General features: G+C 68.1%; 21 protein-coding genes and 1 pseudogene. 12 read left to right on the top strand and 10 right to left on the bottom strand.

The window, feature by feature from the left end:
- Nucleotides 1-64: 64 nt before the first annotated feature.
- Nucleotides 65-298, top strand: a pseudogene (locus tag IEY88_RS44110) (hypothetical protein); the annotation flags it as partial.
- 1360 nt (nucleotides 299-1658) lie between these two features.
- On the opposite strand, the gene IEY88_RS44115 reads toward IEY88_RS44110, so the two are convergent.
- The 4 genes from IEY88_RS44115 to IEY88_RS09260 are packed head-to-tail and all read right to left on the bottom strand — an operon-like array spanning nucleotide 1659 to nucleotide 5203.
- Nucleotides 1659-2681 (bottom strand): acyltransferase family protein, encoded by a 1023-nt coding sequence (locus IEY88_RS44115; protein WP_229693204.1) that lies wholly within the window; start codon nucleotides 2679-2681, stop codon nucleotides 1659-1661.
- On the bottom strand, nucleotides 2678-3382 hold the full coding sequence (locus IEY88_RS09250) for an alpha/beta hydrolase (protein ID WP_189154188.1): 705 nt from the start codon (nucleotides 3380-3382) through the stop codon (nucleotides 2678-2680). The genes IEY88_RS44115 and IEY88_RS09250 overlap by 4 nt, the downstream gene beginning before the upstream one ends.
- Before the next feature lie 52 nt (nucleotides 3383-3434).
- Nucleotides 3435-4088 carry a response regulator gene (locus tag IEY88_RS09255; RefSeq protein ID WP_189154189.1) on the bottom strand — a complete coding sequence of 218 codons (654 nt, stop codon included), beginning with the start codon at nucleotides 4086-4088 and terminating at the stop codon, nucleotides 3435-3437.
- Nucleotides 4085-5203, bottom strand: coding sequence for a sensor histidine kinase (locus IEY88_RS09260; RefSeq protein WP_189154190.1), 1119 nt, complete (start codon nucleotides 5201-5203; stop codon nucleotides 4085-4087). Before IEY88_RS09260 ends, IEY88_RS09255 begins: the two co-directional genes overlap by 4 nt.
- Before the next feature lie 61 nt (nucleotides 5204-5264).
- Here IEY88_RS09260 and tnpB point away from each other — a divergent pair, with 61 nt between their 5' ends.
- Both tnpB and IEY88_RS09270 read left to right on the top strand, forming a co-directional pair.
- On the top strand, nucleotides 5265-6701 hold the full coding sequence (gene tnpB / locus IEY88_RS09265; protein WP_229693205.1) for an IS607 family element RNA-guided endonuclease TnpB: 1437 nt from the start codon (nucleotides 5265-5267) through the stop codon (nucleotides 6699-6701).
- Nucleotides 6702-6773: 72 nt separating this feature from the next.
- Nucleotides 6774-7280, top strand: coding sequence for a hypothetical protein (locus IEY88_RS09270; RefSeq protein WP_189154191.1), 507 nt, complete (start codon nucleotides 6774-6776; stop codon nucleotides 7278-7280).
- On the opposite strand, the gene IEY88_RS09275 is transcribed toward IEY88_RS09270, so the two are convergent.
- On the bottom strand, nucleotides 7252-8379 hold the full coding sequence (locus tag IEY88_RS09275) for an erythromycin esterase family protein (protein WP_189154192.1): 1128 nt from the start codon (nucleotides 8377-8379) through the stop codon (nucleotides 7252-7254). The two genes, IEY88_RS09270 and IEY88_RS09275, sit on opposite strands and share 29 nt — an antisense overlap.
- Before the next feature lie 79 nt (nucleotides 8380-8458).
- Between IEY88_RS09275 and IEY88_RS09280 the strand changes: the two genes are divergently transcribed.
- Nucleotides 8459-9145: a TioE family transcriptional regulator gene (locus IEY88_RS09280; protein WP_229693206.1), complete on the top strand. Its 687-nt coding sequence runs from the start codon at nucleotides 8459-8461 to the stop codon at nucleotides 9143-9145.
- Here the strand turns inward: IEY88_RS09280 and metX are convergent.
- The gene (metX, locus tag IEY88_RS09285) at nucleotides 9108-10121 is read right to left on the bottom strand and encodes a homoserine O-acetyltransferase MetX (RefSeq protein WP_189154194.1); all 1014 of its coding nucleotides are present in this window, start codon (nucleotides 10119-10121) and stop codon (nucleotides 9108-9110) included. The two genes, IEY88_RS09280 and metX, sit on opposite strands and share 38 nt — an antisense overlap.
- Nucleotides 10121-11407, bottom strand: a complete 1287-nt coding sequence (locus IEY88_RS09290) for a bifunctional o-acetylhomoserine/o-acetylserine sulfhydrylase (protein ID WP_189154195.1) — start codon at nucleotides 11405-11407, stop codon at nucleotides 10121-10123. Before IEY88_RS09290 ends, metX begins: the two co-directional genes overlap by 1 nt.
- A 194-nt stretch (nucleotides 11408-11601) precedes the next feature.
- Here IEY88_RS09290 and IEY88_RS09295 point away from each other — a divergent pair, with 194 nt between their 5' ends.
- On the top strand, nucleotides 11602-12609 hold the full coding sequence (locus tag IEY88_RS09295) for a Gfo/Idh/MocA family protein (RefSeq protein ID WP_189154196.1): 1008 nt from the start codon (nucleotides 11602-11604) through the stop codon (nucleotides 12607-12609).
- Nucleotides 12610-12903: 294 nt separating this feature from the next.
- On the opposite strand, the gene IEY88_RS09300 is transcribed toward IEY88_RS09295, so the two are convergent.
- Nucleotides 12904-13590 (bottom strand): NUDIX hydrolase, encoded by a 687-nt coding sequence (locus tag IEY88_RS09300; protein WP_189154197.1) that lies wholly within the window; start codon nucleotides 13588-13590, stop codon nucleotides 12904-12906.
- Between the two features lie 46 nt (nucleotides 13591-13636).
- On the opposite strand from IEY88_RS09300, the gene IEY88_RS09305 reads away from it, so the two are divergent.
- Nucleotides 13637-14584, top strand: coding sequence for an SPFH domain-containing protein (locus IEY88_RS09305; RefSeq protein WP_189154198.1), 948 nt, complete (start codon nucleotides 13637-13639; stop codon nucleotides 14582-14584).
- A complete protein-coding gene (locus IEY88_RS09310; protein ID WP_189154199.1) occupies nucleotides 14581-15432 on the top strand; it encodes a hypothetical protein in 852 nt (283 codons plus the stop codon). Before IEY88_RS09305 ends, IEY88_RS09310 begins: the two co-directional genes overlap by 4 nt.
- On the opposite strand, the gene IEY88_RS09315 is transcribed toward IEY88_RS09310, so the two are convergent.
- Nucleotides 15364-16641 (bottom strand): MFS transporter, encoded by a 1278-nt coding sequence (locus IEY88_RS09315; protein ID WP_189154200.1) that lies wholly within the window; start codon nucleotides 16639-16641, stop codon nucleotides 15364-15366. The two genes, IEY88_RS09310 and IEY88_RS09315, sit on opposite strands and share 69 nt — an antisense overlap.
- Before the next feature lie 99 nt (nucleotides 16642-16740).
- On the opposite strand from IEY88_RS09315, the gene IEY88_RS09320 reads away from it, so the two are divergent.
- From IEY88_RS09320 to IEY88_RS09330, 3 genes are all read left to right on the top strand, one after another.
- Nucleotides 16741-17598: an SGNH/GDSL hydrolase family protein gene (locus IEY88_RS09320; RefSeq protein ID WP_229693207.1), complete on the top strand. Its 858-nt coding sequence runs from the start codon at nucleotides 16741-16743 to the stop codon at nucleotides 17596-17598.
- A 166-nt stretch (nucleotides 17599-17764) separates the two neighbouring features.
- A complete protein-coding gene (locus IEY88_RS09325; protein ID WP_189154202.1) occupies nucleotides 17765-18082 on the top strand; it encodes an SSI family serine proteinase inhibitor in 318 nt (105 codons plus the stop codon).
- Nucleotides 18083-18191: 109 nt separating this feature from the next.
- Nucleotides 18192-20069: an ABC1 kinase family protein gene (locus IEY88_RS09330; RefSeq protein ID WP_189154203.1), complete on the top strand. Its 1878-nt coding sequence runs from the start codon at nucleotides 18192-18194 to the stop codon at nucleotides 20067-20069.
- A gap of 9 nt (nucleotides 20070-20078) precedes the next feature.
- Here the strand turns inward: IEY88_RS09330 and IEY88_RS09335 are convergent, their stop codons facing one another.
- Nucleotides 20079-20483 (bottom strand): hypothetical protein, encoded by a 405-nt coding sequence (locus tag IEY88_RS09335; RefSeq protein WP_189154204.1) that lies wholly within the window; start codon nucleotides 20481-20483, stop codon nucleotides 20079-20081.
- Between the two features lie 70 nt (nucleotides 20484-20553).
- On the opposite strand from IEY88_RS09335, the gene IEY88_RS09340 reads away from it, so the two are divergent.
- Entirely contained in the window at nucleotides 20554-21204 is a 651-nt protein-coding gene (locus IEY88_RS09340; protein WP_189154205.1) for a TVP38/TMEM64 family protein, read from the top strand.
- 486 nt (nucleotides 21205-21690) lie between these two features.
- Nucleotides 21691-23280, top strand: a complete 1590-nt coding sequence (locus IEY88_RS09345; RefSeq protein ID WP_189154206.1) for a TROVE domain-containing protein — start codon at nucleotides 21691-21693, stop codon at nucleotides 23278-23280.
- The last annotated feature ends 27 nt before the right edge of the window (nucleotides 23281-23307 follow it).

Consider the following 23307-nt stretch of genomic DNA (forward strand, 5'->3'; position numbering starts at 1 on the left):
GTTCGTGGCGCCGTCGGCGACGCACGACCCGTACGTCAACCTGCCGTCGGACTTCGCACGCGAGATGGGCCGCGATCCCAAGACCATCACGGCACCGGACGGGACGCTCCGGGTCGTTGACGCGGGCGGCGGTTGTTCCGGGCCCGCAGGCGACACGGAGTGGGACTTCAGTGCCGCGTGCCGTGCGCACGACCTGGGCTACGACCTGTTGCGCTACGCCGACCACAAGGGCGACCCGCTCGGACCGCAGGCGCGCAAGGCGTTGGACGACCGGCTCACGACGGACCTGCACGCGCAGTGCCGGCTGAACCCGCGCGGCGCCGAGCAGAGCTGCCACGCGGTCGCCGAGACCTACGCGCTGGGACTGAAGTTCAACTCGTGGCGGCAGCGGTGGGGAGCGCCCGGCCACGAACCCGTGGTGGCGTGGGCGTTCGGCAGCGCGATGGTCGTGTTCCTCCTGCTGGCGCGGCTGCACGGCAGGCGCCGCGAGGACCCGGTCGCGAACTCGCTGCCGCTGGTGCTGGCCCACGCCGAACAGGACAGGTACGCGACGTTCCTGCGCCTCTTCAGCCTCGCGCTGCTCGTGCTCGGCGAGACGGTCGCGATGCTCGCGCACCTGCGGGGGTTCGGCACGTCGTGGTTGTGGGCGTTGCAGGCGGTGCCGCTGTTCTTCTTCGCGGGCGGGCACGCGAACCTGCGCAGCTGGCAGGCGCACCAGGGCGGCTTCGGCTGCTGGGTGTCGAGCCGGACGTCGTGGCTGCTGCGGCCCGTGCTGGCGTTCGTGCTGCTCTGGGTGGTGCTGTTCGCGGCGCTGAACCTGATGGACGTCGAGGTCGACGCGTACAGCCGGTTGATCACGCATCCGTTGTGGTTCCTCGGGGTCTACCTGCTGGCGGTGGCCGCGACACCGGCCGCCGCGTGGCTGCACGAGCACTTCCGCCGCACCACGCCGTTCGTGCTGGTGCTGGTGACGCTGGGCGTCGAGATCGCGCGCACGTCGACGGACTGGAAGACCGGCGGCTACGTGAATCTGATCGTCGGCGCGTTGCTGATGCAGCAGATCGGCTTCTTCTACGCGGACGGCACGCTGACCTCGCTCTCGCGCAAGCTGCTGGCCGCGTTGGGTGCCATCACGTTGCCCGCGCTGGTGTTCTTCAGCGACTACCCGCGTTCGATGATGGTGCTCGGCGTGGCGCAGGTGTGCCTGGCGTTGCTGGCGCGCGGCCGCGTCACCGCGTGGCTCGACGGCCGGATCTGGCACGTCGTCACCTTCGTCCGCCGGTCCCCGATGACGGTGTACCTCGCGTACCTGGCCGGGGTCGGCGCGCTGGTCGGGTTGCTCGGGCTGACGCAGGCGCCGATCTGGCTGGTGCTCGGGCTGGTGCCGCTCATCCTGGTGTTCCACCGGTTCGAACGGCGTCTGATCAGGTCCACGAAGCTCGCGCACGAGTCGCACCGCACCCGGCTCGCGACGGCGATGGGCGTGTCGTTCGGGACGCTCGGCGTGCTCGGGTTCGTGGTCAGCGGGTTCCTCGGCGACGGCGTGCTGGTGCTGCTGCCGGTCGACCCGCTGCAGAACCTCATCCACCTGCTGCTCGGCTGGTACCTGATCCACACCGCCCGCAACGGCAGCTGCGACACCCGCCTGCCGTGGCTGCTCACGGCACTGGCGTGCGTACCGCCGATGCTGGCGCTGGATCCGACGCCGCCGGTGGTGGTGCTGCACGCCGCGGCGATCGGCCTTGCAGTGCTCGGAGCCATCCCCAGGTCACGGCCGCGCACACCGGCAACCACAGCAACCGCTGCCACACCCAGCCCGGATGATCTGGTGGCTGCTGGAGCCCCGGCAACGGCCCCCACGCGCTGAGCGCCAGCGTCACGGTGATCAGCGCGCTCTGGTGGGTCAGGAAGATCCCCAGCGCGCGCTTGTTCAGCCACGCCACCGGTTTCGCCGTACCGAGCCTCGTCAGCAGCGGTGCGATCGTGAGCACCAGGCCGATCTGCGCGAACGCCAGCGCGAGCGTCGCGTAGTTCGGCGGGTTGAGGTTCGACATGGCCTCACCCGGGATGCCCACGGCCGCCGTCGGGTAGCCGCCGAACGTCGTCAGCAGCGCGTATCCGAGCACGCCCGCGATGAGCAGCGGCGGACCGGGAACTCGTCGGCGTGCCAACGAGTGGCCGAGCTGCCAGGCCGCCCACCACACCGCGTACGGCACGACGAACACCAGCGCGACGGGGACGAGCACACCCCACGAGTACTCGTCCAGCTTGCGCACCAACGGTTTCATCGCGAGCAGCACCAGGTAGACGCCGAAGAACCACAACGGGGTCGTGACCAGGAACCCGATGTTCCAGGCGGTTCCCTGATCCACACCGCGCAGGACCAGTCCGAAAAGGACAGCCGCCCAGCAGCCGAGCATGAGCAGCGTGGGCACGGCGAGCTGCTTCAGCCTGGTGAGGAACGGCGTCTTCGAGTGCGCGGCCGCGTAGCCACCGACGAAGAAGAACAGGCCGAGCGTCTGCAACACCCACGAGACCGGCGTGAGGGAAGACAAATGCTTCAACGGACTATCGATGTACATGCCGGTGGGCGTGTCCACCAGCGCCGTCACCAGCCAATGGCCGAGCACGACCGTGACGACAGCCAACGCCCGCACGGCGTCGATGAAAGGATTTCTCACAGCTGGTCCCCCGATACGATTCGCACAAGAGCCTCGAGCGTCTCGCTGCCCGGCTCGTAGTAGGTGTCGTGCTTTCCGCCCTCGAACCGCAGCACCGTGGCCCCGAAGCCGTCGGAAGCCGGATCGGTGCCGTGCCCGAGGTCGAACAACCGCGCGTTGGGCACGAACCGCATCCAGTCCCCGCTGGACCGCAACGCCCACACACGGGCCGAAGTCCCCAGCCCGGCAACGGAGTCCGCCCGCACACCAGGACTTCCGGTGAACACGATGTCGTCCACGTCCAACTCGTGTGCCGCGAGCCCGACGACCACCGACCCGTAGCTGTGGCCGATGACGTGAACACGCGCGTCGGTCTGCAACGCCCGCACGAAGTCCACCAGCGCGGCAGCTCCCTGACGTGCCAGCGACCCGGTCATCGCGTCCACGCCGAGCCCTTGCGGCGTCCGGTACCCGAGCCACGCGATCACCGCGAGGTCGTCGCGACGGGCCTGTTCGTGGAGGTTGGACGCCATCCGCCCGACCGTGCGGTCGAACCGGTCGACGTCCACGTCGGACCCCGGCACGACGATCACCACGTCCCGCGCCGTCGCGAGGTCACCGACGACCGCGACCCGGCGGGCGACGTCGGTGCGCCACTGCGCGATCGACGGCGCGACCGACGGCAGGGCGATCAGCAGGAGGAACAGGAAGGCTCGGCGCATGTCCCCGAAGCTAGGAAGGTGACGCTCCCCGAATCGTCACCCCGGAGAGCCGTTACCCCGGTATCACGAGCCCGCTCTCGTAGGCCGCGATGACGGCCTGGGCGCGGTCGCGCAGGCCCAGCTTCGTGAGCACGCGGCTCACGTGCGTCTTGACGGTCTGCTCGGCCAGCACGAGGTGCGCGGCGATCTCCATGTTCGACAGGCCCTGCGCGACCAGCACGAGGATCTCGGTCTCCCGTTCGGTCAGGACACCCAGCTGGGCAGGCCGGACGCGCTCACTCCGCCTCGACCGCACGAAGTCCTCGATCAGCCGCTTGGTGATCGACGGCGCCAACAAGGCCTCTCCCGCGGCCACGACGCGCACGGCGTTGAGCAGCTCACGGGCGGGCGCGTGCTTGAGCAGGAACCCGCTCGCGCCGGCCTGCAACGCCTCGTAGACGTAGTCGTCCAGGTCGAACGTGGTCAGCACCAACACCTTCAGCTCGGCGGTGCCGTCCAGCAGGAGCCGGGTCGCGGTCAGACCGTCCATCTCGGGCATGCGGATGTCCATCAGCACCACGTCCGGTCTGACCGTACGCGCCAGCGCGACGCCCTGCACGCCGTTGCCCGCCGCGCCGACGACCTCGATGTCGTCCTGCGAGTCGAGCAACGCGGAGAAGCCCTCGCGCACCATCTCCTGGTCGTCCACCACGACCACCCTGATCACTTGTCCCCCAACGGAATTCTCGCCCTGACCAGGAACCCGCCGTCCTCGGTCGACTTCACCGTCAGCGTGCCACCGTGCACGGCGACGCGTTCCCGCATCCCCACCAGGCCCTGCCCGCTGCCGCCGCCGCGGGACGGCCCTCCGGCGGTGTTGCGCACCAGCACGTCCAGCCGGTCGCCGTCCTTGCGCACGTGGACGGACGCCTTGGAGCCGGGTGCGTGCCTGGTGGCGTTCGTGAGCGCCTCCTGCACGATCCGGTACGCGGTGAGGCCGACCGCCTCCGGCACATCGTCCACGTCGACCTCGGCCTCGTCCCCCGGCCTCGTGAGCTCGGGTATGCGGCTGATGCCGGGCTGCGGCTCGCGTTCCGGCGCGTCGCCCGTCGTCCTGAGCACGCCCAGCAGGCGTTGCATGTCGGTGATGGCCTCTCTGGCGGCCTCACCGACCTCCGCGAACTCCTTCTGCGCTTCCTCGTTGAGCCCTTTGAGGCGGTAGGGCGCGGTTTCGCAGCGCACGACCACCAACGACATGTGGTGCGCCACGACGTCGTGCATCTCGCGCGCGATGCGAGCCCGTTCCTCAAGGGCAGCCTTGGCGTCGCGCTCCTCCTCGAGCTCGCGTTCCGCCCTGCCGCGGGAACCGAGCAGGTAGACCACCGCGCTGACGATCGGCACGAACAACGCCATGTCCGCGGCCTGCGGTTCGGAGGCGATGACCAACGCCATGGTGATCACCGTGGCCGTGATGACGATCCCGCGCGAGTAGAACGCCGCGACCGCCACGAACAGCGGTGCGGCGGTCCAGTACTGCAGGGCCGCGGCACCGTCGCCCACCATCAAGACGCTGACGAAGTAGAACCCCGGCACCCCCAGCCGCCAGGCGTAGAGGGGCGACCAGATCAGCAGGACGTACGGCCCGAACGTGGTGAGGAAGATGACCACCCACCAGCCGTCCGAATCCTCCTGGCGCACGTAGGTGGCGCTGGCGACGACCGCCCAGACGAACGCGTAGACGATCAGCGCCCCGAAGACGGGCAGCCGAAGCCGGCCGAGCGCTCTGGCGAGGACTCGCGTGCGATCGGGACCGAGAAGGGTCCGGTACGACGTGCGGAACACCACCCGATGCTAGGTGGATCCGCGAATCAGCACATTGACCTGCGGAGTGACATACCCGGGTATGACTCTGATCAAGATGGGGTTCGTGGTGAGCGGGGTTGTCGGTGTCGGCCACTACGGTGTCGGTGAGATGGTCACAGTGATCCAGGCGTATCGGTTCGCCCTCGATCCGACCGCGGGGCAGTACTCGGCTCTGCGGTCGCATTGTGGTGCGCAGCGGTATGCGTTCAACTGGGGTGTGGCGCGGATCAGGGCGAACCTGGACCAGCGTGCCGCAGAGAAGACCTACGACATCTCCGGCGATCAGCTCACTCCTCCGGTGTCGTGGTCGGCCTACAGCCTGCGCAAGGACTGGAACCAGGCCAAGAACGAGGTCGCGCCGTGGTGGGCCAAGAACTCGAAAGAGGCCTATTCGTCCGGCCTGGCCAACCTCGCGGCCGCGCTGGGTAACTGGGCGGCCTCGACGAAGGGCGCGCGACACGGCCGCAGGCTCGGGTTCCCGAGGTTCAAGGGCCGCCGGTCCGGGTTGTCGTGCCGGTTCACCACAGGGGCGTTCGGCCTCGGCATCGATCGCCGGCACGTGACGCTGCCCCGTATCGGCGCGGTCCGCACCCACGAGTCCACCCGCAAGCTCGCCCGCCATGTCGAGCGTGACACGGCCCGGATCCGTTCCGCGACCGTGTCCTACCGGGCCGGGCGGTGGTTCGTGGCGTTCTCGGTGGAGATCACCCGAGCCGATCCGGCGCCCGCACTGCCCGATAGCGTGGTGGGGGTTGACCTGGGCGTGGCATCGCTGGCGGTGCTGTCCACCGGAGAGGTCATCGCCAACCCGCGACACCTGGAGGCGGCGCTGCGGAAACTGCGTCGCCTGCAACGCCAGGCCGCGCGCCGTACCGGCCCGGATCGGCGCACCCGGCGACCACCGTCGGCCCGGTGGCGAAAGACCTGGGCCCGCATCGCGGTACTGCACGCCGGGGTGGCGAACGCCCGCCGGGACGGGCTGCACAAGCTCACCACCCGACTGGTCCGCACCCACGGCGCGGTCGTGGTCGAGGACCTGAACGTGTCCGGCATGCTGCGCAACCGGCGACTGGCTCGCCACATCGCCGGGGTCGGCATGGCCGAGTTGCGCCGCCAGATCGAGTACAAGGCCGGATGGGCGGGCGTGCGCGTGCACGTCGCCGACCGGTGGTATCCCTCCTCCAAGACGTGTTCGGCCTGTGGTGTGGTGAAAGCCAAACTGCGCCTGTCCGACCGCGTGTACCGATGTGACGCGTGCGGTCTGGTCTGCGACCGAGATCTCAACGCCGCACGTAACCTCGCCGCGCTCGCGCGCCGCGAGACGTCCTCCCCGAGTTGCGGGGCGACGCGAAACGAGCCCGCTGGAAACCCAGGTAAGACCCGCGCCACGCGGGCAACGGGTACCGCCACGGGAAGACCCGCACCACCAGGTACGGGCCAACGCCGCCGCCGCAAGGCGACGACTGCCCGAATATGACGAACTCGACACTCGCTCACACTTGAGGTAACGGCATTGCGAATGCCTGACACCGCGCGGTAGGCAGTACCTGTGAAACCACCACAGGATCCAGATCGCTGGTCACGGCTCACCGCCGTGGCCGGTGAGGCCCTGGCCGCGGCCAGGGCCGGGGAAGACGCTGTGGCGGTAGACCTCGTGACCGGGTACCTCAGCGGGTCGCCCGAGGGCAACGAGGAGATCCGTGAACTGGTGCTCCTGCTGTTCGCGGAGTGCAGCAGCATGGTCAGCGCGCTCGGTTCCGGCGGCGCCACCCCGGTGAAGATGCAGGTCTTCGACGAGGAGGGCAACGAGGTCCAGATCGACGACGCGGACCCGCCCGTCCGCACGGCGATCCGCGCGTTGCTCGCGGAGGTGCACGGCGACCAGGACGCGGCCTCGGAGCAGATCGAGATCGCCCTGGCCAACGGGCAACCGCAGGAGCTTGCGACGGTGGTCCTGCAAGCCCTGCGGTGGACCCTGAAGCTGGCCATCGAGTGCGAGACGCGCGACCTGCCCGTCGCGCCGTGGATCACCGCGTCGCTGGACGACCAACCCTGATGTGCAGCAGAGCGTCCACACCGTCCATGAGGTGCTGGTCGAGCGGGAAGTAGGCCATCTTCAACATGGGGTCGGCGCCGGTGTCGGTGCGTGACGCACCCGCCGGTTTGTCGTTCGTGACGCCCCAGGTCGTGAACCGGCTCTGCAGCTGACCTTCGAGGGTGGCTTTGTCCGGTTCGCCCAGTCCGATGGAGTCGTTGCGGCCGAGCGTGCCGCCGATGACCGTGTACGTGTCGCCGAGGATCGGGGCCACGAGCGCGCCCGCGGAGAACCACTCGACCCGTTCGCCTGCCATCTCCATCGAGGAGTTGGTGCGCTGCAGGTGGGCGTTGTGCGCGAACACGAACGTCGGCCCCTTCGCGGCCTCGGCGCGCCGGATCTCCAGCAGGTTGCGGGCCATCACGCCGTCCCGCATCTGGCACAGGCGGTTGAGGCGCACGCCCAGCGGGTTCGGTTCGGCGGCCTCCCGGTGGTACCGCAGCAGGCTCAGCCCGGCAGTGAGGTGCGTTTCGGCGCGGTACCAGGCCTCGTCGGTGCTCCGGCGCTCGTGCAGCCTCTTCAGCAGGCCGACGCCGACCTCCCGCAGCCTGACGGCTTCCTCCGACTGCCCCGGCGACTGCTCGGAGTACAGGATCGCCTCGTCGCGGCCCCACTTCTCATCGTCGATCGTGAGGTCCACGTCCTCGCCCAGGTAGTCGCGGGCGTGTTCGAGGTACGGACGCGGACTCGGCGCGCTGGCCGTCTCGGTCTGGAAGTCGAAGCCGTAGAACGACAGGCGCTCTTCCGGCGCTTTGTCCGCGTTGTACTCGCGCATCCACTGCACGAGCTCGCGGTTGGCGGGCCAGTTCTCGCCGAACGTGTGGGAGAAGCCCTCCTTCATGACCGTGTCGAGGTCACCGGGGCCGCCGTGCACGTAGTCGTTGACGCCCAGCCCGCGGATCCGGCAGCTCTCCAGGGCGATCGAGCGGAAGCCCAGCCCTGCGAGCTGCTCGAACAGTTCGTTGCGGACCCAGCTGTGGGCGTGCTCGAGGTGCGTGGGCTCCCCGAACCCCAGCAGCTCGGTGAAGGGGCTGATGAACTCGCGAATGTCCTGGCTCATGTGGTTCAACCGTAACATTGAAAGCTCTGTTGAGACTTTCATGCATCCTTGGCTCTTGATGGCCGCTAAAGTCTCAACTGTGCGTCCAGCTGACCTCGCCCGCGAACACGGCTTGTCGACACAGGCGGTGCGCAACTACGAGGAGTCCGGGTTCCTCCCGCCCGCCGAGCGCACCCCGTCCGGCTACCGCGTCTACACCGAGGTCCACGCCGCCGCGCTGCGCACGTTCATCGCGCTGATCCCCGCCTTCGGCCACGCCACCGCCGGCCAGATCATGAACGCGGTTCACGACGACGAACTGGACGACGTCCTGACGCGGATCGACCGCGGCCACGAGCAACTGCTGCGCGACCGCTCGACCCTCGACTCGGTCAGCCGCGCCGTGCAGGACCTGACCGACGTCGAACCGGTGCTGGAACCACGCACGATCGGCGAACTCGCCCGGCGCCTCGACGTCACCCCGGCGACGCTGCGCGCGTGGGAGGAGGCAGGCATCCTCGTGCCGTCCAGGGAACCGACCGGTTACCGGGTGTTCCGGGCCGAGGACGTCCGCGACGCCGAACTGGCCCACCTGCTCCGGCGCGGCGGCTATCCGTTGGCGCGCATAGCTTTGGTCGTCGACCAGATCCGCACGGCGGGCGGCACCGACACGCTGGGTGCCGCCCTGGCCGACTGGCGCCGCCGCCTCACCGCACGGGGCCTCGCGATGCTGGCCGCCTCCGCACGTCTCAACGAGTACGTGACCGCACGGGCACCAGCTCCGTGACGAGCGCGCCGACCTGCTCGCTCTCGATCAGGAACGCGTCGTGCCCGTACGGCGACTCGATCACCCGCAGCCCGTCCGCCCCGGAAATGCCAGCAGCCAGCTCTTCCTGCTGCGCCAACGGGTACAACCGATCCGAGTCGACCCCGGCGACGATCGTGCGCGCGGTGACCCTCCCCAGCGCGGCCTTGATCCCACCCCGCCCACGCCCGACGTCGTGGGAGTTCATCGCCTCCGTCAACGTCACGTAGCTGGCCGCGTCGAACCGGCGGGTCAGCTTGGCCGCGTGGTGGTCCAGATAGGACTCGACCTCGAACCGCCCGTCCTCCTGCCGTTCCCTCCCGAACCGCGCCTGCAACTCCTGCTCGCTGCGGTAGCTGATGTGCGCGATCCGCCGCGCGATCCCCAACCCCTCACCAGGATCGGCCTTGATCGCGTGCACCTGCGCGGACGCCAGCGCAATCTGCTCGGCCGACGCCGCCGCAGCAGTCGCCAGCAACAACAGCCCATCAACCCGCTCGGGCTCGCCAACGGCCCACTCGACGGCCCGCATACCGCCCATCGATCCGCCGAGCACCGCGGCCCACCGCCCGATGCCCAGGTAGTCAGCGAGATGCACCTCGGCCGCGACCTGGTCACGAATGGTGAGGTCAGGAAAATCCGGGTACTGCCAGGGCCCGGTGCTGCCCTGGCAGCCACCGAGCACGTTCGGCGCGACCACGAAGAACCCGTCGAGCGGCTTCCCGCTCCCCACCAGGGAATCCCACCAGCCCGGCGTCGGGTGACCCGGCTCCACACCCCCGGCGACATGGCTGTCACCGGTCAGGGCGTGGAGCACGAGCACCGCGTTGGAGGCCTCGGCGTTCAAGGTCCCCCACGTCTCGTACGCGAGCTGGAAACCCGGCAGTTCCCCGAACGTCCCGGCGTGGCTGAACCACTTCCGCCGGCCGTTCGGATCGCCGAACCGCCAGCCGCCCACTACAACTCGGACTTCGCCGCGGTGAAGCCCGCCTCCAGGTCCGCCTTGAGGTCCTCCAGCCCTTCCAGCCCGACCGACAGCCGCACCAACCCCGGCGCGACACCCGCGACGAGCTGCTCCTCCGGCGTCAACTGGCTGTGCGTGGTGGACGCTGGATGCACGATCAACGACCGCACATCACCGATGTTCACCAGCTGGCTGAACAACGTCGTACCGTCCACAAAGGCCCGACCGGCCTCGACACCACCGCGCAGCTCAAAACTCACCACAGCGCCGGCACCCTTGGGCAGGTACTTCTGCGCGTTGGCGTGGAACGGCGACGACGCAAGTCCCGCGTAGTGGACCTTCTCGACCTCGTCCCGCCCTTCCAACCACTCAGCAAGCGCTTGCGCGTTCTGCACGTGCCGCTCGATGCGCAACGACAACGTCTCAATGCCCTGGATCACCAGAAAGCTGGTCAACGGCGCGATGGCCGCCCCCGTGTCCCGCAGCCCCTGCACCCGCAGCTTCGCCGCGAACGCCCCGTGCCCGAGCACCGGCCAGTACTGCAGCCCGTTGTAGCTGAGGTCGGGCTCGTGGAAGTCGGGGAACTTCTCGGCCCCGTACTCGAACTTCCCACCGTCCACCACCACACCGGCGATGGCAGTCCCGTGCCCACCGAGGTACTTGGTGGCGGAGTGCACCACGATGTCCGCGCCGTGCTCCAACGGCCGAAGCAGATAAGGCGTCGGCACGGTGTTGTCGACGATCAACGGCACCTGGTTCGCATGCGCGACACCAGCGACACCCTCGATGTCCAGCACGTGGGACCGAGGGTTGGCCAACGTCTCAGCGAAGAACAACTTCGTGTTGGGCCGCACAGCCGCCTGCCACGCGTCCAGGTCGTCCGGGTCGTCCACGAACGACACTTCGATCCCGAGCTTGGGCAACGTGAACTTGAACAGGTTGTACGTACCGCCGTACAGCGAGGCACTGGAAACCAGGTGGTCCCCGGACCGCGCCAGGTTGAGGATCGCCGCCGTCTCCGCAGCCGACCCGGACGCGAAGGCGACAGCCGCCACACCCCCTTCGAGGGCGGCAACCCGCTGCTCCAGCACGTCCTGCGTGGGGTTGTTGATGCGCGTGTAGATGTTCCCGGGCTCAGCCAGCGCAAAGAGATCAGCACCGTGCTGCGTGTCCCTGAAAACATACGAGGTGGTCTGGTAGATCGGCGTGGCGCGAGCCCCAGTGGCCGGGTCGGGCGCAGCGCCCGCGTGGATCTGAGCAGTCTCGAAGGACCAGGACATGGCTGTGCTCCAGCGTGGTTGACGTACCGGGAGTTGGCTGAGATCAACGGGAGCGACGACAGGCCATGCTGGTGACGCGCACGTAGTCGACGTGGCGTCGGCTAACCAGCAACATGGTCATGGTCGACGAATGTAAGGGTCCACACGGCTCACCGACACCCCGTCCACCAGGTGAGACCGCTTAGGCTGATCGCATGCGCACAGCGGTGGTCGGCTACGGACTAGGTGGGGCGGCCTTCCACGCCCCGTTCATCGAGGCAACGGAAGGCCTGACCCTCTCCGCAGTGGTCACCTCGAACCCGAGGCGCCAAGCAGAGGTGGCAGCCCGCTACCCGAACGCCCGCCTTCTGTCCTCACTGGACGAAGTCTGGACGGGCAACTTCGACCTGGTAGTGATCACCACCCCGAACCGCTTCCACGCAACCCACGCCCGCCAGGTCCTGGAACACGGCATCAACGTCGTAGTCGACAAGCCCTTCGCAGGCTCAGCAATGGAAGCAAGGGCACTAGCCTCAATCGCCTCCTCAAGAGGCCTCATGCTCGTCCCGTTCCACAACCGCAGATGGGACGGCGACTTCCTAACGGTCCGCAAACTCCTGAACGACAAATCCCTGGGCCAGGTCCACAAGTTCGAGTCCCGCTTCGAACGCTACCGCCCAGAGATCAAGTCGTCCTGGAAGGAGTCCGGCGACCCAGCAGACCTCGGCAGCATCCTCTTCGACCTGGGCACCCACCTCGTAGACCAGTCAGTGGCCCTCTTCGGCCGCCCGACAACAGTCCACGCAGAAATCACCACAGTCCGCCCAGGCGCCAAGGCAGACGACGACGTCTTCCTCTCCCTAACGCACGACCACGGCGTCCGCTCCCACCTCTGGATGAGCGCACTGGCAGCAGACCTGGGCCCGCGCTTCCGAGTACTGGGCCACGACGCCGCCTACGTCAAGTACGGCATGGACCCCCAGGAAGACCGCCTCAAAGCAGGCGAAACCCCAGCAACCCCAGGTTGGGGCGAAGAACCAGAAGAGGCATGGGGCACCCTGAACGGCACCCCACACCGCACAGAACCAGGCGCCTACCAGGACTTCTACACCCAGGTAGCAGCAGGCAAGACCCCAGTATCACCACAAGACGCGGTAACGGGCCTAGAGGTAATCGAAGCAGCAAAGCAGTCAGCCACAACAGGCGACGCAGTACGCCTCTAACGCGATGCCGCAGGCGAGCCGTCCTGCCCTTGTCTTTCGCCCTTAGCAAGCGCACTGGGCGGTGGGGTCCCATCACGAGTCGCGCCATAGCTCTTGCTGCATGCTCTTGGCTCGGCTCGTGATGGGACCCCACCGCCGACGCCACCACACAACTCAACCGGCAGCCGCCCAACGCAACAGGCGTGCCATCTACCTACGGCTGGCGTGGACCCCCTGATCAGATTGCCGGGGGTCTGGGGGCAGCGCCCCCAGGGGAACCACCAACCAGGAACCCGCCAACGCAACCGGGGAACGCTACGAACCCGGCGCCCGAACCAACGGCGGACTCAACACCCCAACCTCCCCACGCCGAAACAGCGCAGCCGGCCGCCCCCCATCCCGAGCCGTGCTCTCCCCAGTGGGAACCAAAAACCCCTCCACCCCAGTAACTTTCCGATGAAAGTTCCGAGGATCCAAAGCAACCCCCCAAACGATCTCGTAAACCCGCCGCAACTCGGCCACAGTGAACTCACCACCACAAAACGCAGTCGCCAAAGCCGTGTACTCCAACTTGGCCCGAGCCCTCTCCACCCCATCGCTCAAAATCCGAGCATGGTCGAAGGCCAACGTCGTGACTTCCTCAATCGGCACCCAGGACGCAGCAGCAGCATCACTCCCAGCGACCGGAACCGGCAAATCAGGCGCCAACGCCAAATAGGCAACAGACACAACCCGCATCCGAGGATCCCGCCCAGGTTCCCCATACGTCGACAACTGCTCAAGATGCAGCCCAGAAACCCCAGTCTCCTCACCAAGCTCCCGAACAGCCGCATCATCCACAGCCTCAGAAACCCGAACAAACCCCCCAGGCAACGCCCACTGCCCAAGAAACGGCTCCTCCCCCCGCCGAACCAACAGCACACACAGCTCATCCGCCCGAACGGTCAACACCACCAGATCGACCGTGACAGCGAAGGGAGGGAAATCACTTGGCTCGTACACCCCAGCAGTATAGGCTTATCGTCAACACGACGATAAGGAGCCAATGATGGCCGACATCACCAGGTACCCAGGCCTCCGCCACCTCAGGGGAGCCCCCACCGTCCACATCCGACACATCAACCGGGGCAAACTCATCCACGAGGGCGCGGGCCTGAGCTTCTGGTTCCGCCCCAGAACCGCAGTCCTGTCCGAAGTCCCCATGGACGACCGAGAACTCCCCATGCTCTTCCACGCCAGAACCCAGGACTACCAGGACGTGACGGTCCAACTGACCATCACCTACCGCTGCACCAGCCCAGAAACCGCAACCTCCAGGATCGACTTCTCGATCGACCCGGACACGGGAACCTGGCGCCAGGACCCCCTGAGCCAGATCGCGAACACCCTCACCGAGAGCACCCAGCAACACGCCCTCAAAACCCTCGGCACCACCACCCTCGAAACAGCCCTCAGAACCGGCGTCGAACGAGTCAAGCAAGCAGTGACCGAGAACCTGACCGCAGCCCACATCGGCCTGGAGATCATCGACGTCCGCGTGGTAGCCATCCGCCCAGACGCCGACCTGGAAAAGGCCCTCCAGACCACCATCAGGGAGAAAGTCCAACAGGAGGCCGACAAGGCCACCTACGAACGCCGAGCCATCGCGGTGGAACGAGAACGAGCCATCAGCGAGAACGAACTCCAGAACCAGATCGAACTGGCGAAGCGAGAAGAACTCCTGGTGGTCCAACGAGGCGCCAACGCCCTCAAGAAGGCAGAAGACCAAGCCAGGGCAAGCAGAATCGCCGACGAGGCCAAGGCCGACGGCATCCGCAAGCTGGCCGAGGCCGAAGCCGCAGGCGAGAAGGCAAGACTCGACGCCTACAAGGAGATCCCGCAACACACGATCTACGCCCTGGCGGCGAAGGAACTGGCGGGCAACCTCCCGGAGATCGGCAGCATCACCCTCACCCCGGACATCATCCAGCCGATCCTGAACCGGCTCGCGCGATGAGCCTCGCACCGCGAATCGTGCTGGTGCACCGACGCACCGAACTGACAGAGTTGCTGGCACGGCACGGGACGCGAGGTCAGGTCGAGTTCTTCCTCAAGTCCCGCAACAGGACTCTGGACGAGGTGGTGGAACGTGACGAACAGGCCAGGAGGGCGTTGGGAGACGTCGGCGCCGCGATCCCGCTGGACTGGCGCCGCGGCGTCGTCGAGCGGGAAGACCTGTCGCGGTTCCTGTTCGCGCCCGAGGACGTAGTCGTCATCGTCGGTCAGGACGGGTTGGTCGCCAACGTCGCCAAGTACCTCGACGGCCAGCCCGTGATCGGCATCAACCCGGACAGGGGTGTGCTCGCGCAGCACTCCCCGTCCGAAACAGCGGAACTCCTGCACAGCACCCACAACACCGAAGACCGCACCATGGTCGAGGCCAGGTCGGACGACGGCCAGACCCTGTACGCGCTCAACGAGATCTACGTCGGCCACCCGAGCCACCAGACCAGCCGCTACCGCATCGCGAACGAACGCCAGGCCTCGTCCGGCATCCTCGTCGGCAGCGGTACCGGCGCAACAGGATGGTGCAGTTCCGCCCACCGCGAACGAAGAAGTCCGCTCGCTCTCCCCCACCCGACCGAGCGCCGCCTCGTCTGGTTCGTCAGGGAGGCGTGGCCGTCACCGAGCACCAGCACCGAACACACCGAGGGTGAGATCACCGGCGCACCGCTCGACATCGACGTCGAGTCCGACGGCCTGGTCGCGTTCGGCGACGGCATCGAGAGCGACGCGCTACGGCTGGGCTGGGGCCAGCGGCTGAGCATCGGACTCGCCGCCCGCCGGCTCCGCCTCGTGCGCTGACCCGATCACCAGCAGGCACACCCCGGACAGCACCGCACCACAGATCAGGTACAGCGCGATGGCCCAGGTTCCGGTGCGCAGCAACGACTGCGCGACCAACGGCGCGAGCCCGCCACCCAGCACCGCCCCGAGCTGGAAGCTCAACGCCACCCCGCTGTACCGCACGCGAGTCCGGAAGAGCTCGGCGAAGTACGCCGCAGACGGCCCGAACAACGCCGCAGACCCGACGAACCCGAGCACCATCGCGAACGTGAACCAGCCGGAATCGGTCAGCCAGAACAAGGGAAACGCGAACGCGGCCTGGAAGATCGCCCCGCCGAACATCACCGGCAACCGCCCGATCCGATCCGACAACAAGGCGAACGCAGGCACCGCGACGACCTGCGCCGCCGACCCCACGACAGTCGCGATCAGCAGATCGTCCGCGGAGATCTTCAACGCCGTGCGCCCGTACCCGATCATGAACACGCTCAGCACGTAGATGAAGATCGTGAAGCCGAGGTTCACGCCGGCGCCCAGCAGCACCACGCGCCACCGGTCGCGCAGCACCTCGGCGATCGGCAGCCGCGCCTTCTCGGCCCGCGCGAACCGCGGCGACTCCGACACGCGCAACCGGATGTAGAGCCCGATCCCGACCAGCACGACCGAGAACAGGAACGGCACCCGCCAGCCCCAGCTCAGGAAGTCCGGCCCGGACGCGCGCGAGGACAGGTACATCGCGAGGTTCGCCAGCACGAGCCCGACCGGCGACCCGATGAACACCCAGCTGCCGTACCAGCCCCACCGCCCCGGCGGCGCGTGCTCGACGGCCATCAGCGACGCGCCACCCTGTTCGCCGCCCATGAAGAAGCCCTGCACGATCCGCAACAGCACCAGCAACAACGGCGCGAGAATCCCCACCTGGGCGTACGTCGGCAGCAAGCCGATCAACGCCGTCGACAGGCCGGTCGCGGACAACGTCACCACGAGCATCGGCCGGCGCCCGATCCGGTCGCCCAGGTGTCCGATCACCGCGCCGCCCAGCGGACGGGCGAAGAAGCCCGCACCGAACGTGGCGAACGCGAGCAGCACGCCGACGCGCGAGTCGAACTGCGGGAAGAAGATCTTGTCGAACACCAGCGCCGAGGCCGTGCCGTAGAGCAGGAAGTCGTACAGCTCGATCGTGTTGCCGACCGCGGAAGCGGCCGCTGCTTTGCGTACCCCCGTCATCGTTCCAGCCTGGTCGAGGGATTGACACTGCGCAATGGTCCGGTCACCCTTCGTCCTACGTTCCTACTCTTCAGTAACGAGGTAGCAATGACGCGCCGAGTGACTGTCGTTTCCCTGCTCACAGCCTTGATCGCGGCCCTGCTGGTACCGCACGCCAGCGCCGCCCCGCAGTACCGGAACTACGTCTCGCTCGGAGATTCGTTCGTGTCGGGACCGTTCATCCCCCTGCAGCGGCTCGACCCGCTGAGCTGCTTCAAGTCCACCCAGAACTACCCGTCCGTCCTCGCGGAGAGGCTCGGGATCGCCAACTTCACCGACATCTCCTGCGGTGGCGCGCAGACCAAGGACATGGCGGGGGTCCAGACCGGCATCCCCGGCCAGTCGGTGACCCAGTTCTCCGCCCTGAAGGCCGACACGGACCTCGTCACGGTGTCCATCGGAGGCAACGACATCGGCTTCTCCGACATCATCCTGACCTGCGCCGGCAAGAGCGTGCTCGACCCGCACGGCGCTCCGTGCAAGGCGAACTACGGCGACTCGCTGGCCCAGCGCGTCGACGCCACCGCCGGCAAGGTGGCCGCCGTGCTCGCGGGCATCAAGCAGCGCAGTCCGAAGGCCAAGATCGTCGTCGTGGGCTACCTGCGCATCCTGCCGTCGTCCGGTGGCTGCTGGCCGATCGTGCCGATCTCGCGGGGCGACGTGCCGTTCCTCGACGGCGTGCAGAAGCAGCTCAACGGAATGCTCGGCGCGCAGGCGAAAGCCGCCGGTGCCACGTTCGTGAACCCCTACGACATCAGTTCCGGTCGCGATACGTGTGCGGCGCCGTGGGACAAGTGGGTCGAGGGCATCATCCCGACGAGCCTCGCGTTCCCGGTTCACCCGAACGCCAAGGGAATGGCTGCGGTGGGTAAGCAGGTGGCCGCCGCTCTCGCCGGGACGGAGCTGACCGGCGTCTAGTTGCACGCACTTCCGGCGGTTTACACGATGAGGTGTTTACCGCTCAGTTGGTTGGAGTTCCGGGTCCTTGCCGCGCCAGAGTGTTGGCATGGCAAGGACCCGAATCTTGTTTGCCTGTCTCGCGCTCGCCGCCCCGCTCATCCCCGCGACGGCACACGCAGCGCCTTTGACAGCGCCCCTCCTCCCCGCATCCGGCCTGGTGCTGTCGGTGCAACCGGAGATGGGCACGCTCAGCACCACGCAGCTGAACTGCGAACCCGCAGGCGGACTGCACCGCAACGCCGAAATGGCGTGCGACCAGCTCCTGCCCGTCGAAGGTGACTTCCGCAGACTGGAAGAGACCGGCGCGATGTGCACGATGGAGCTGAACCCGACCAAGGCGACGCTGCGCGGCAAGTGGCGCAGCAAGAGGATCGACTTCCAGCAGGTGTTCTCGAACCCGTGCGTGCTGCGCGCGTACACCGGCAAGGTCTTCGACTTCTGACCCCCTGACCGCGTCACCGGTGTTCCAGCACACCGCCGTCGTGCTGGAACACCGGTGGCGTTCAGCCTTCCCCGGCGACCTTCAGCTTCCACCGCATAGGCTGCGGATCATGGGGGACTTCCTCGTCTACACGATCGGCTTCCCGATCACGTTCGTGCTGCTCGTCCTGGGCATGGCCCTGGCGGCGCGGCGCATCCTCGGCCTGCGCGTCGGCCTGATCCGCACCGCACTGATGTGCGCGCTCGCGATGTCGATCGCGACGACGATCTTCGGCGAGACGACCGCCGAACCGTCCGCCGCGCTGGCCACCGTGCAACTCGGACTGGCCCTGCTGGTCGTGATCGGCCTGCTGGCGTTCGCCGAGATCATCGTGCCGACCGGCTCGATCCCACCGCCGACCGAGTGGTGGGGCATGGCGCGCCGCCGGATCGCGCGGACCCGCCGGTACTCGCGGATCACCACGATCGCGGTCCGGCACGGTCTCGGCCCCTACCTGCGCGGCCGGGAACGGACCTCCACCGGCCTCTCGCGGTCGCTGCGGCTCGCGCTGCAGGACGCCGGCGTCACGTTCGTGAAGCTCGGCCAGGTGCTGTCCACGCGCGCCGACCTGCTTCCACAGGACTTCGTCGACGAGCTGAGCCTGTTGCAGGACAACGTTCCCGCCGCGAAGTGGGAGCAGGTGCGAGCCGTGCTCAACGCCGAGGTCGGCCTCGACGCGTTCCGGGAGGTCGACCCCGAACCCCTGGCGGCGGCGTCGATCGCCCAGGTGCACCGCGCCGTGCTGAAGTCCGGCGCCGAGGTCGTCGTCAAGGTGCAGCGCCCGGACGTCCGCGCCACCGCCGAGGGTGACCTCGACATCGTCACGCGGCTCGCCGAGAAACTGCAGCGCACCCGGTGGGGATCCGCACTGGGCGTCCGCGACCTGGCCGCCGGGTTCGCCGCCGCGTTGCGCGAGGAGCTCGACTTCAAGATCGAGGCCCGCAACATCACGACCGTCGCGGCGGCCTCGGACTCGTCGGTCGGGCTGCCCCACGTCCACCTCTCGACGTCCCGCGTGCTCGTCATGGACCGCCTCGACGGCGTGCCGTTGCGCGGCGCGGCGGAGGACGAGGGCCTGGCGCGCACCCTGCTGCGGTTCGTGCTGCGCCAGGTGATGCTCGACGGCGTCTTCCACGCCGACCCGCACCCCGGCAACGTGCTGCTGCTCGCCGACGGACGCCTCGGCCTGCTCGACTTCGGCTCGGTCGGGCGGATCGACTCCGCGCTGCGCTCGGCGTTGCAACGGCTGCTGCTGGCGATCGACCGCGGCGACCCGGCGGGCCTCACGGACGCGTTGCTGGAACTCACCTCACGCCCCGAGGACATCGACGAGCAACGCCTGGAGCGCGCGCTGGGGCAGTTCATGGCCCGGCACCTCGGCGCGGGCATGCGCCCGGACGTGGAGATGTTCGGCGACCTGTTCCTGATCGTGTCGCGGTTCGGCCTGAGCATCCCGCCGGAGATCGCGGCCGTGTTCCGGGCCTTGGCGACGCTGGAGGGCACGCTGGCGACGCTCGCGCCGGGCTTCAACATCGTCGTGGAGTCGCGGTCGTTCGCCGCCGAGCAGATCTCCGAACGGCTCACGCCCGAGTCGGTGCAGCGGACCATGGCCGAGGAGCTGCAGGCCGTGCTACCGATGCTGCGCCGGTTGCCGCGGCGGATCGACCGGATCACCGGGGCGATGGAGCAGGGCCGCCTGAGCATGTCGATGAGGCTGTTCGCGGACGAGCGCGACAGGTCGTTCGTCACGGGCCTGCTGCACCAGGTGATGCTGACCGCGCTGGGCGCGACCGCCGGCGTGATGGCGGTGCTGCTGCTCGGGTCGACCGGCGGGCCGCAGATCGCGGCGGACGTCGGGCTGCACCAAGTGCTCGGCTACAACCTGCTGATCATCGCGGTGCTGCTGGGCCTGCGCGTCGTCGTCACGGTGCTCAGACCGCGTTCCTGAACTACGTACCTAGAACTGTCTGCGGTAGACGGAGACGTCGTCGCGCCACACGCCGAACACGTCCGGCGCGGACTGGACGACCGTCATCTCGTTGAGGTGGCCGAGCACCCGCCAGGCGCGCGCAACCGCTTGCGGGCCCGCGTAGGCGATCGTGCAGAAGCGGCGCGGTTCCACGACCGTGCGCACGCGGTCGACGTGGCCGACGCTCATCGGCGTGTCCTGCCACAGGTCCAATGTGTACCCGGTGCGGATCGGGTCGCCGGACCCCAGCACGCCCTCGATGCTGACGACCAGTCTGTCGTGCTCGAGCCTCAGGTCGTAGTGCCCGCTGCGCGGCGGTGTGCCGCCGGTGTACGCGGAGCGTGCCGGGTCGAGCACCCAGTGCCCCAGAAAAGGCACGAGATCGTCACTCATGTGTGTCCCTTCGCGGAACCTGCGCCACTGGCGGATTGTCCGGCGGATCAACGTGGGCGACCATCACCCGATGAGTTATGAGACGGGCGTTCGGTGGAAGTGGATACCGGCCGTCGTGCTCGGCTTCGTCCTGCTGAGCTGGATCGTGTTCGAGGCACTGGACCTCATCGACTTCGACGGGGTCGTCACGTGGGTGCGTGGCATCGACCCGGTGTGGGCGGCGGCGGCGATCTTCGGCCTGCTCGTCGTGGACGTGCTGCTGCCCGTGCCGTCCACTCCGCTCATCGTGCTGGCCGGAACGGCACTCGGCCTGCCCTTCGGGCTGGCACTCGCGGTAGTCGGATCCCTGGGTTCCTCTGCCGCAGGGTACGCCCTGGGACGGTTCGCGGGCCCGTGGCTGGTGCGCCGGGTGGTGACCATCGAGGAACTGACCGAGATGCGGCGCTGGGGCCGTCAGTTCGGGCCCTGGTTCTTCGGCGTGGCGCGCGGCATCCCGATGATGGCCGAGACGGTGTCGGTGTCCGCCGGGGTGTCGCGGGTGTCGTTCCGGACCTTCATGTCGTTCACGCTCATCGGCACCCTGCCGATTTGCGCCGCCTACGTGTTCGCGGGGTCGCAGGCGGACACCGTCGAGCAGATCGTGATGATCAGCGCCGTCGGATTCCTGCTGACCGTCGGCCTCTTCTACCTGCTGCGCCGGCTCGTGAAGGCGGCACCTTAGGAAAAACCCTTTGCGCGGTGTGGTTGTATGAATGAGCGCCCGGTGCGCAGCGAAGGGTTACTTCTGGTGATTCTCAGGTTCGATTCCTGAGGCCGGTTCCGGCCGGTCTCGTCCACCTCGGTGGACACGTCACCCTCCGCGATTTGATCTCGGGCGTCCAAAAACTCCACATTCCGCCAGTAATTCGCTGGCGCGGTGTGGTTGCATAAAAATCGCACCCGGTGCGAAGTCGACGGATACTTCATCTGTAAAATGACCCCCGTCGGCGGTTTTGAACTCGGGAGCGCACAACTCCACACGTGTCCGGTGCGAAGCAGAGGGTTACTTCCACTCCTAATGGGCAGGTTGCGGGTTCGAATCCCGCCAGACGGGCAACCGGCTGTAGCTCAAACTGGCAGAGCAGCAACGTACCTTCCGCGACCTTGATCTCGGACACGTGTGGCGTTCGTGGGCTCCCTTTTCTTTTGTCTTGAGGGGGAAGAGCCGATGGCGAAGTTCAACATCTTCCGCGCACGTCCGGCGGGCACCAGCCCGGTCGCCACGGCGCAGGAAGCGACCGGCCGCACCTACGAGGGCGGCGACGGCTACGCGCGCGACACGAAGTCCGAGCTTTTCCTGCTCGCCGTGTCGAACATGGGCGGCGAGGACACCTTCTACGAGTCGGGTTCCGAGCGCGACAACCGTTTCGCACAGCTCGTGCACACGGCCGCCCTGACGGATCCCGAGTGGACCGCACGCCTGCTCGCGTGGCTGCGCAACGAGGCCAACATGCGCACGGCGTCGCTTGTGGGCGCGGCCGAGTTCGTCCACGCACGGCTCCTGTTCGAGTCTTCCGCAGGCGTCACCAACCGTGCCGTCGTGGACTCCGTGCTGCAGCGAGCCGACGAGCCGGGCGAGCTCCTCGCGTACTGGACGGGCAAGCACGGCCGGCGTGTGCCGAAGCCGATCAAGCGCGGCATCTCCGACGCCGTCGGGCGCCTCTACAACGAGCGCGCCGTCCTCAAGTGGGACAGCGACGCCCGCGGCTTCCGCATGGCCGACGTGCTGAACCTCGCCCACCCCTCGCCCGCCGCACCGTGGCAGGGCGCGCTGTTCCAGCACGTGCTGGACCGCCGCCGTTCCGCGGACGCGCCCGTGCCCGCTGACCTGCGCGTGGTCACGGCCCGGCGTGAGCTGATGGCGTGGCCGGTCGAGCAGCGCCGCGCGCTCTTCTCGCGTCCCGACGCGGCCGGCGTGCTGCGCGGCGCCGGGATGACGTGGGAGGCCGTGTCGGGGTGGCTGCAGGGCCCGCTGACGCGCGAGGTGTGGGAGGCGCTCGCGCCGTCGATGGGCTACATGGCTCAGTTGCGGAACCTCAGGAACTTCGACGAGGCCGGCATGTCCGACGAGGCGGCGGCCGCCGTGGCAACCCGTCTGGCCGACCCCGGCCAGGTGGCGCGCTCGCGCCAGTTCCCGTTCCGCTTCCTGTCCGCCTACGAGGCGGCGCCGAGCCTGCGCTGGGGCCACGCCCTGGACCAGGCGCTGCAGGCGTCGCTGTCGAACCTGCCCGCACTGCCGGGCCGTTCGCTGGTCCTCGTCGACACCTCGGCGTCGATGACGGGCGGCGCGATCTCGGCCCGGTCGAAGGTCACCCCGGCCAAGGCCGCGGCGGTCTTCGGCGTCGCACTCGGCGCGAAGGGCGAGCAGGTCGACGTGGTCGGCTTCGCGGACGGCACGTTCCGGCACGACGTCAAGCCGGGCGCGTCGGTGATCCGCGAGGTGGACCGGTTCCTGAAGCGGATCGGCGAGGTCGGGCACGGCACCGACATCGTCGGATCGCTGAAGCGCTCCTACCGGCGCCACGACCGCGTGTTCATCATCTCGGACATGCAGACGATGTCCGGGTACCACGGGCAGGGCGTCTCGAACGTCGTGCCGGCGCACGTGCCGATCTACGGGTTCAACCTGGGTGGGTACCGCAACGCCGCGTACGCCACCGGCAAGGCGAACCGGCACGAGTTCGGAGGCCTTTCGGACGCGACGTTCCGGATGGTCCCCTTGCTCGAAGCAGGCCGGAACGCCACCTGGCCGTTCTGACGGTGTGAGAGCTCCCCTGACGCGGAG

This window comes from Lentzea pudingi, assembly GCF_014646255.1.
Taxonomy (GTDB): domain Bacteria; phylum Actinomycetota; class Actinomycetes; order Mycobacteriales; family Pseudonocardiaceae; genus Lentzea; species Lentzea pudingi.

What these genes read in the sequence shown, in the direction of transcription:
- IEY88_RS09290 (WP_189154195.1), bottom strand. Translation starts at nt 11,407, where the DNA reads ATGTCCTGGTCCTTCGAGACTGCTCAGATCCACGCGGGCGCTGCGCCC.
- IEY88_RS09335 (WP_189154204.1), bottom strand. Translation starts at nt 20,483, where the DNA reads ATGAGTGACGATCTCGTGCCTTTTCTGGGGCACTGGGTGCTCGACCCG.
- IEY88_RS09345 (WP_189154206.1), top strand. Translation starts at nt 21,691, where the DNA reads ATGGCGAAGTTCAACATCTTCCGCGCACGTCCGGCGGGCACCAGCCCG.
- IEY88_RS09330 (WP_189154203.1), top strand. Translation starts at nt 18,192, where the DNA reads ATGGGGGACTTCCTCGTCTACACGATCGGCTTCCCGATCACGTTCGTG.
- IEY88_RS09250 (WP_189154188.1), bottom strand. Translation starts at nt 3,382, where the DNA reads ATGCGCCGAGCCTTCCTGTTCCTCCTGCTGATCGCCCTGCCGTCGGTC.
- IEY88_RS09275 (WP_189154192.1), bottom strand. Translation starts at nt 8,379, where the DNA reads ATGAGCCAGGACATTCGCGAGTTCATCAGCCCCTTCACCGAGCTGCTG.
- IEY88_RS09305 (WP_189154198.1), top strand. Translation starts at nt 13,637, where the DNA reads ATGGCCGACATCACCAGGTACCCAGGCCTCCGCCACCTCAGGGGAGCC.
- tnpB (WP_229693205.1), top strand. Translation starts at nt 5,265, where the DNA reads ATGACTCTGATCAAGATGGGGTTCGTGGTGAGCGGGGTTGTCGGTGTC.
- IEY88_RS09295 (WP_189154196.1), top strand. Translation starts at nt 11,602, where the DNA reads ATGCGCACAGCGGTGGTCGGCTACGGACTAGGTGGGGCGGCCTTCCAC.
- IEY88_RS09315 (WP_189154200.1), bottom strand. Translation starts at nt 16,641, where the DNA reads ATGACGGGGGTACGCAAAGCAGCGGCCGCTTCCGCGGTCGGCAACACG.
- IEY88_RS09310 (WP_189154199.1), top strand. Translation starts at nt 14,581, where the DNA reads ATGAGCCTCGCACCGCGAATCGTGCTGGTGCACCGACGCACCGAACTG.
- IEY88_RS09340 (WP_189154205.1), top strand. Translation starts at nt 20,554, where the DNA reads ATGAGTTATGAGACGGGCGTTCGGTGGAAGTGGATACCGGCCGTCGTG.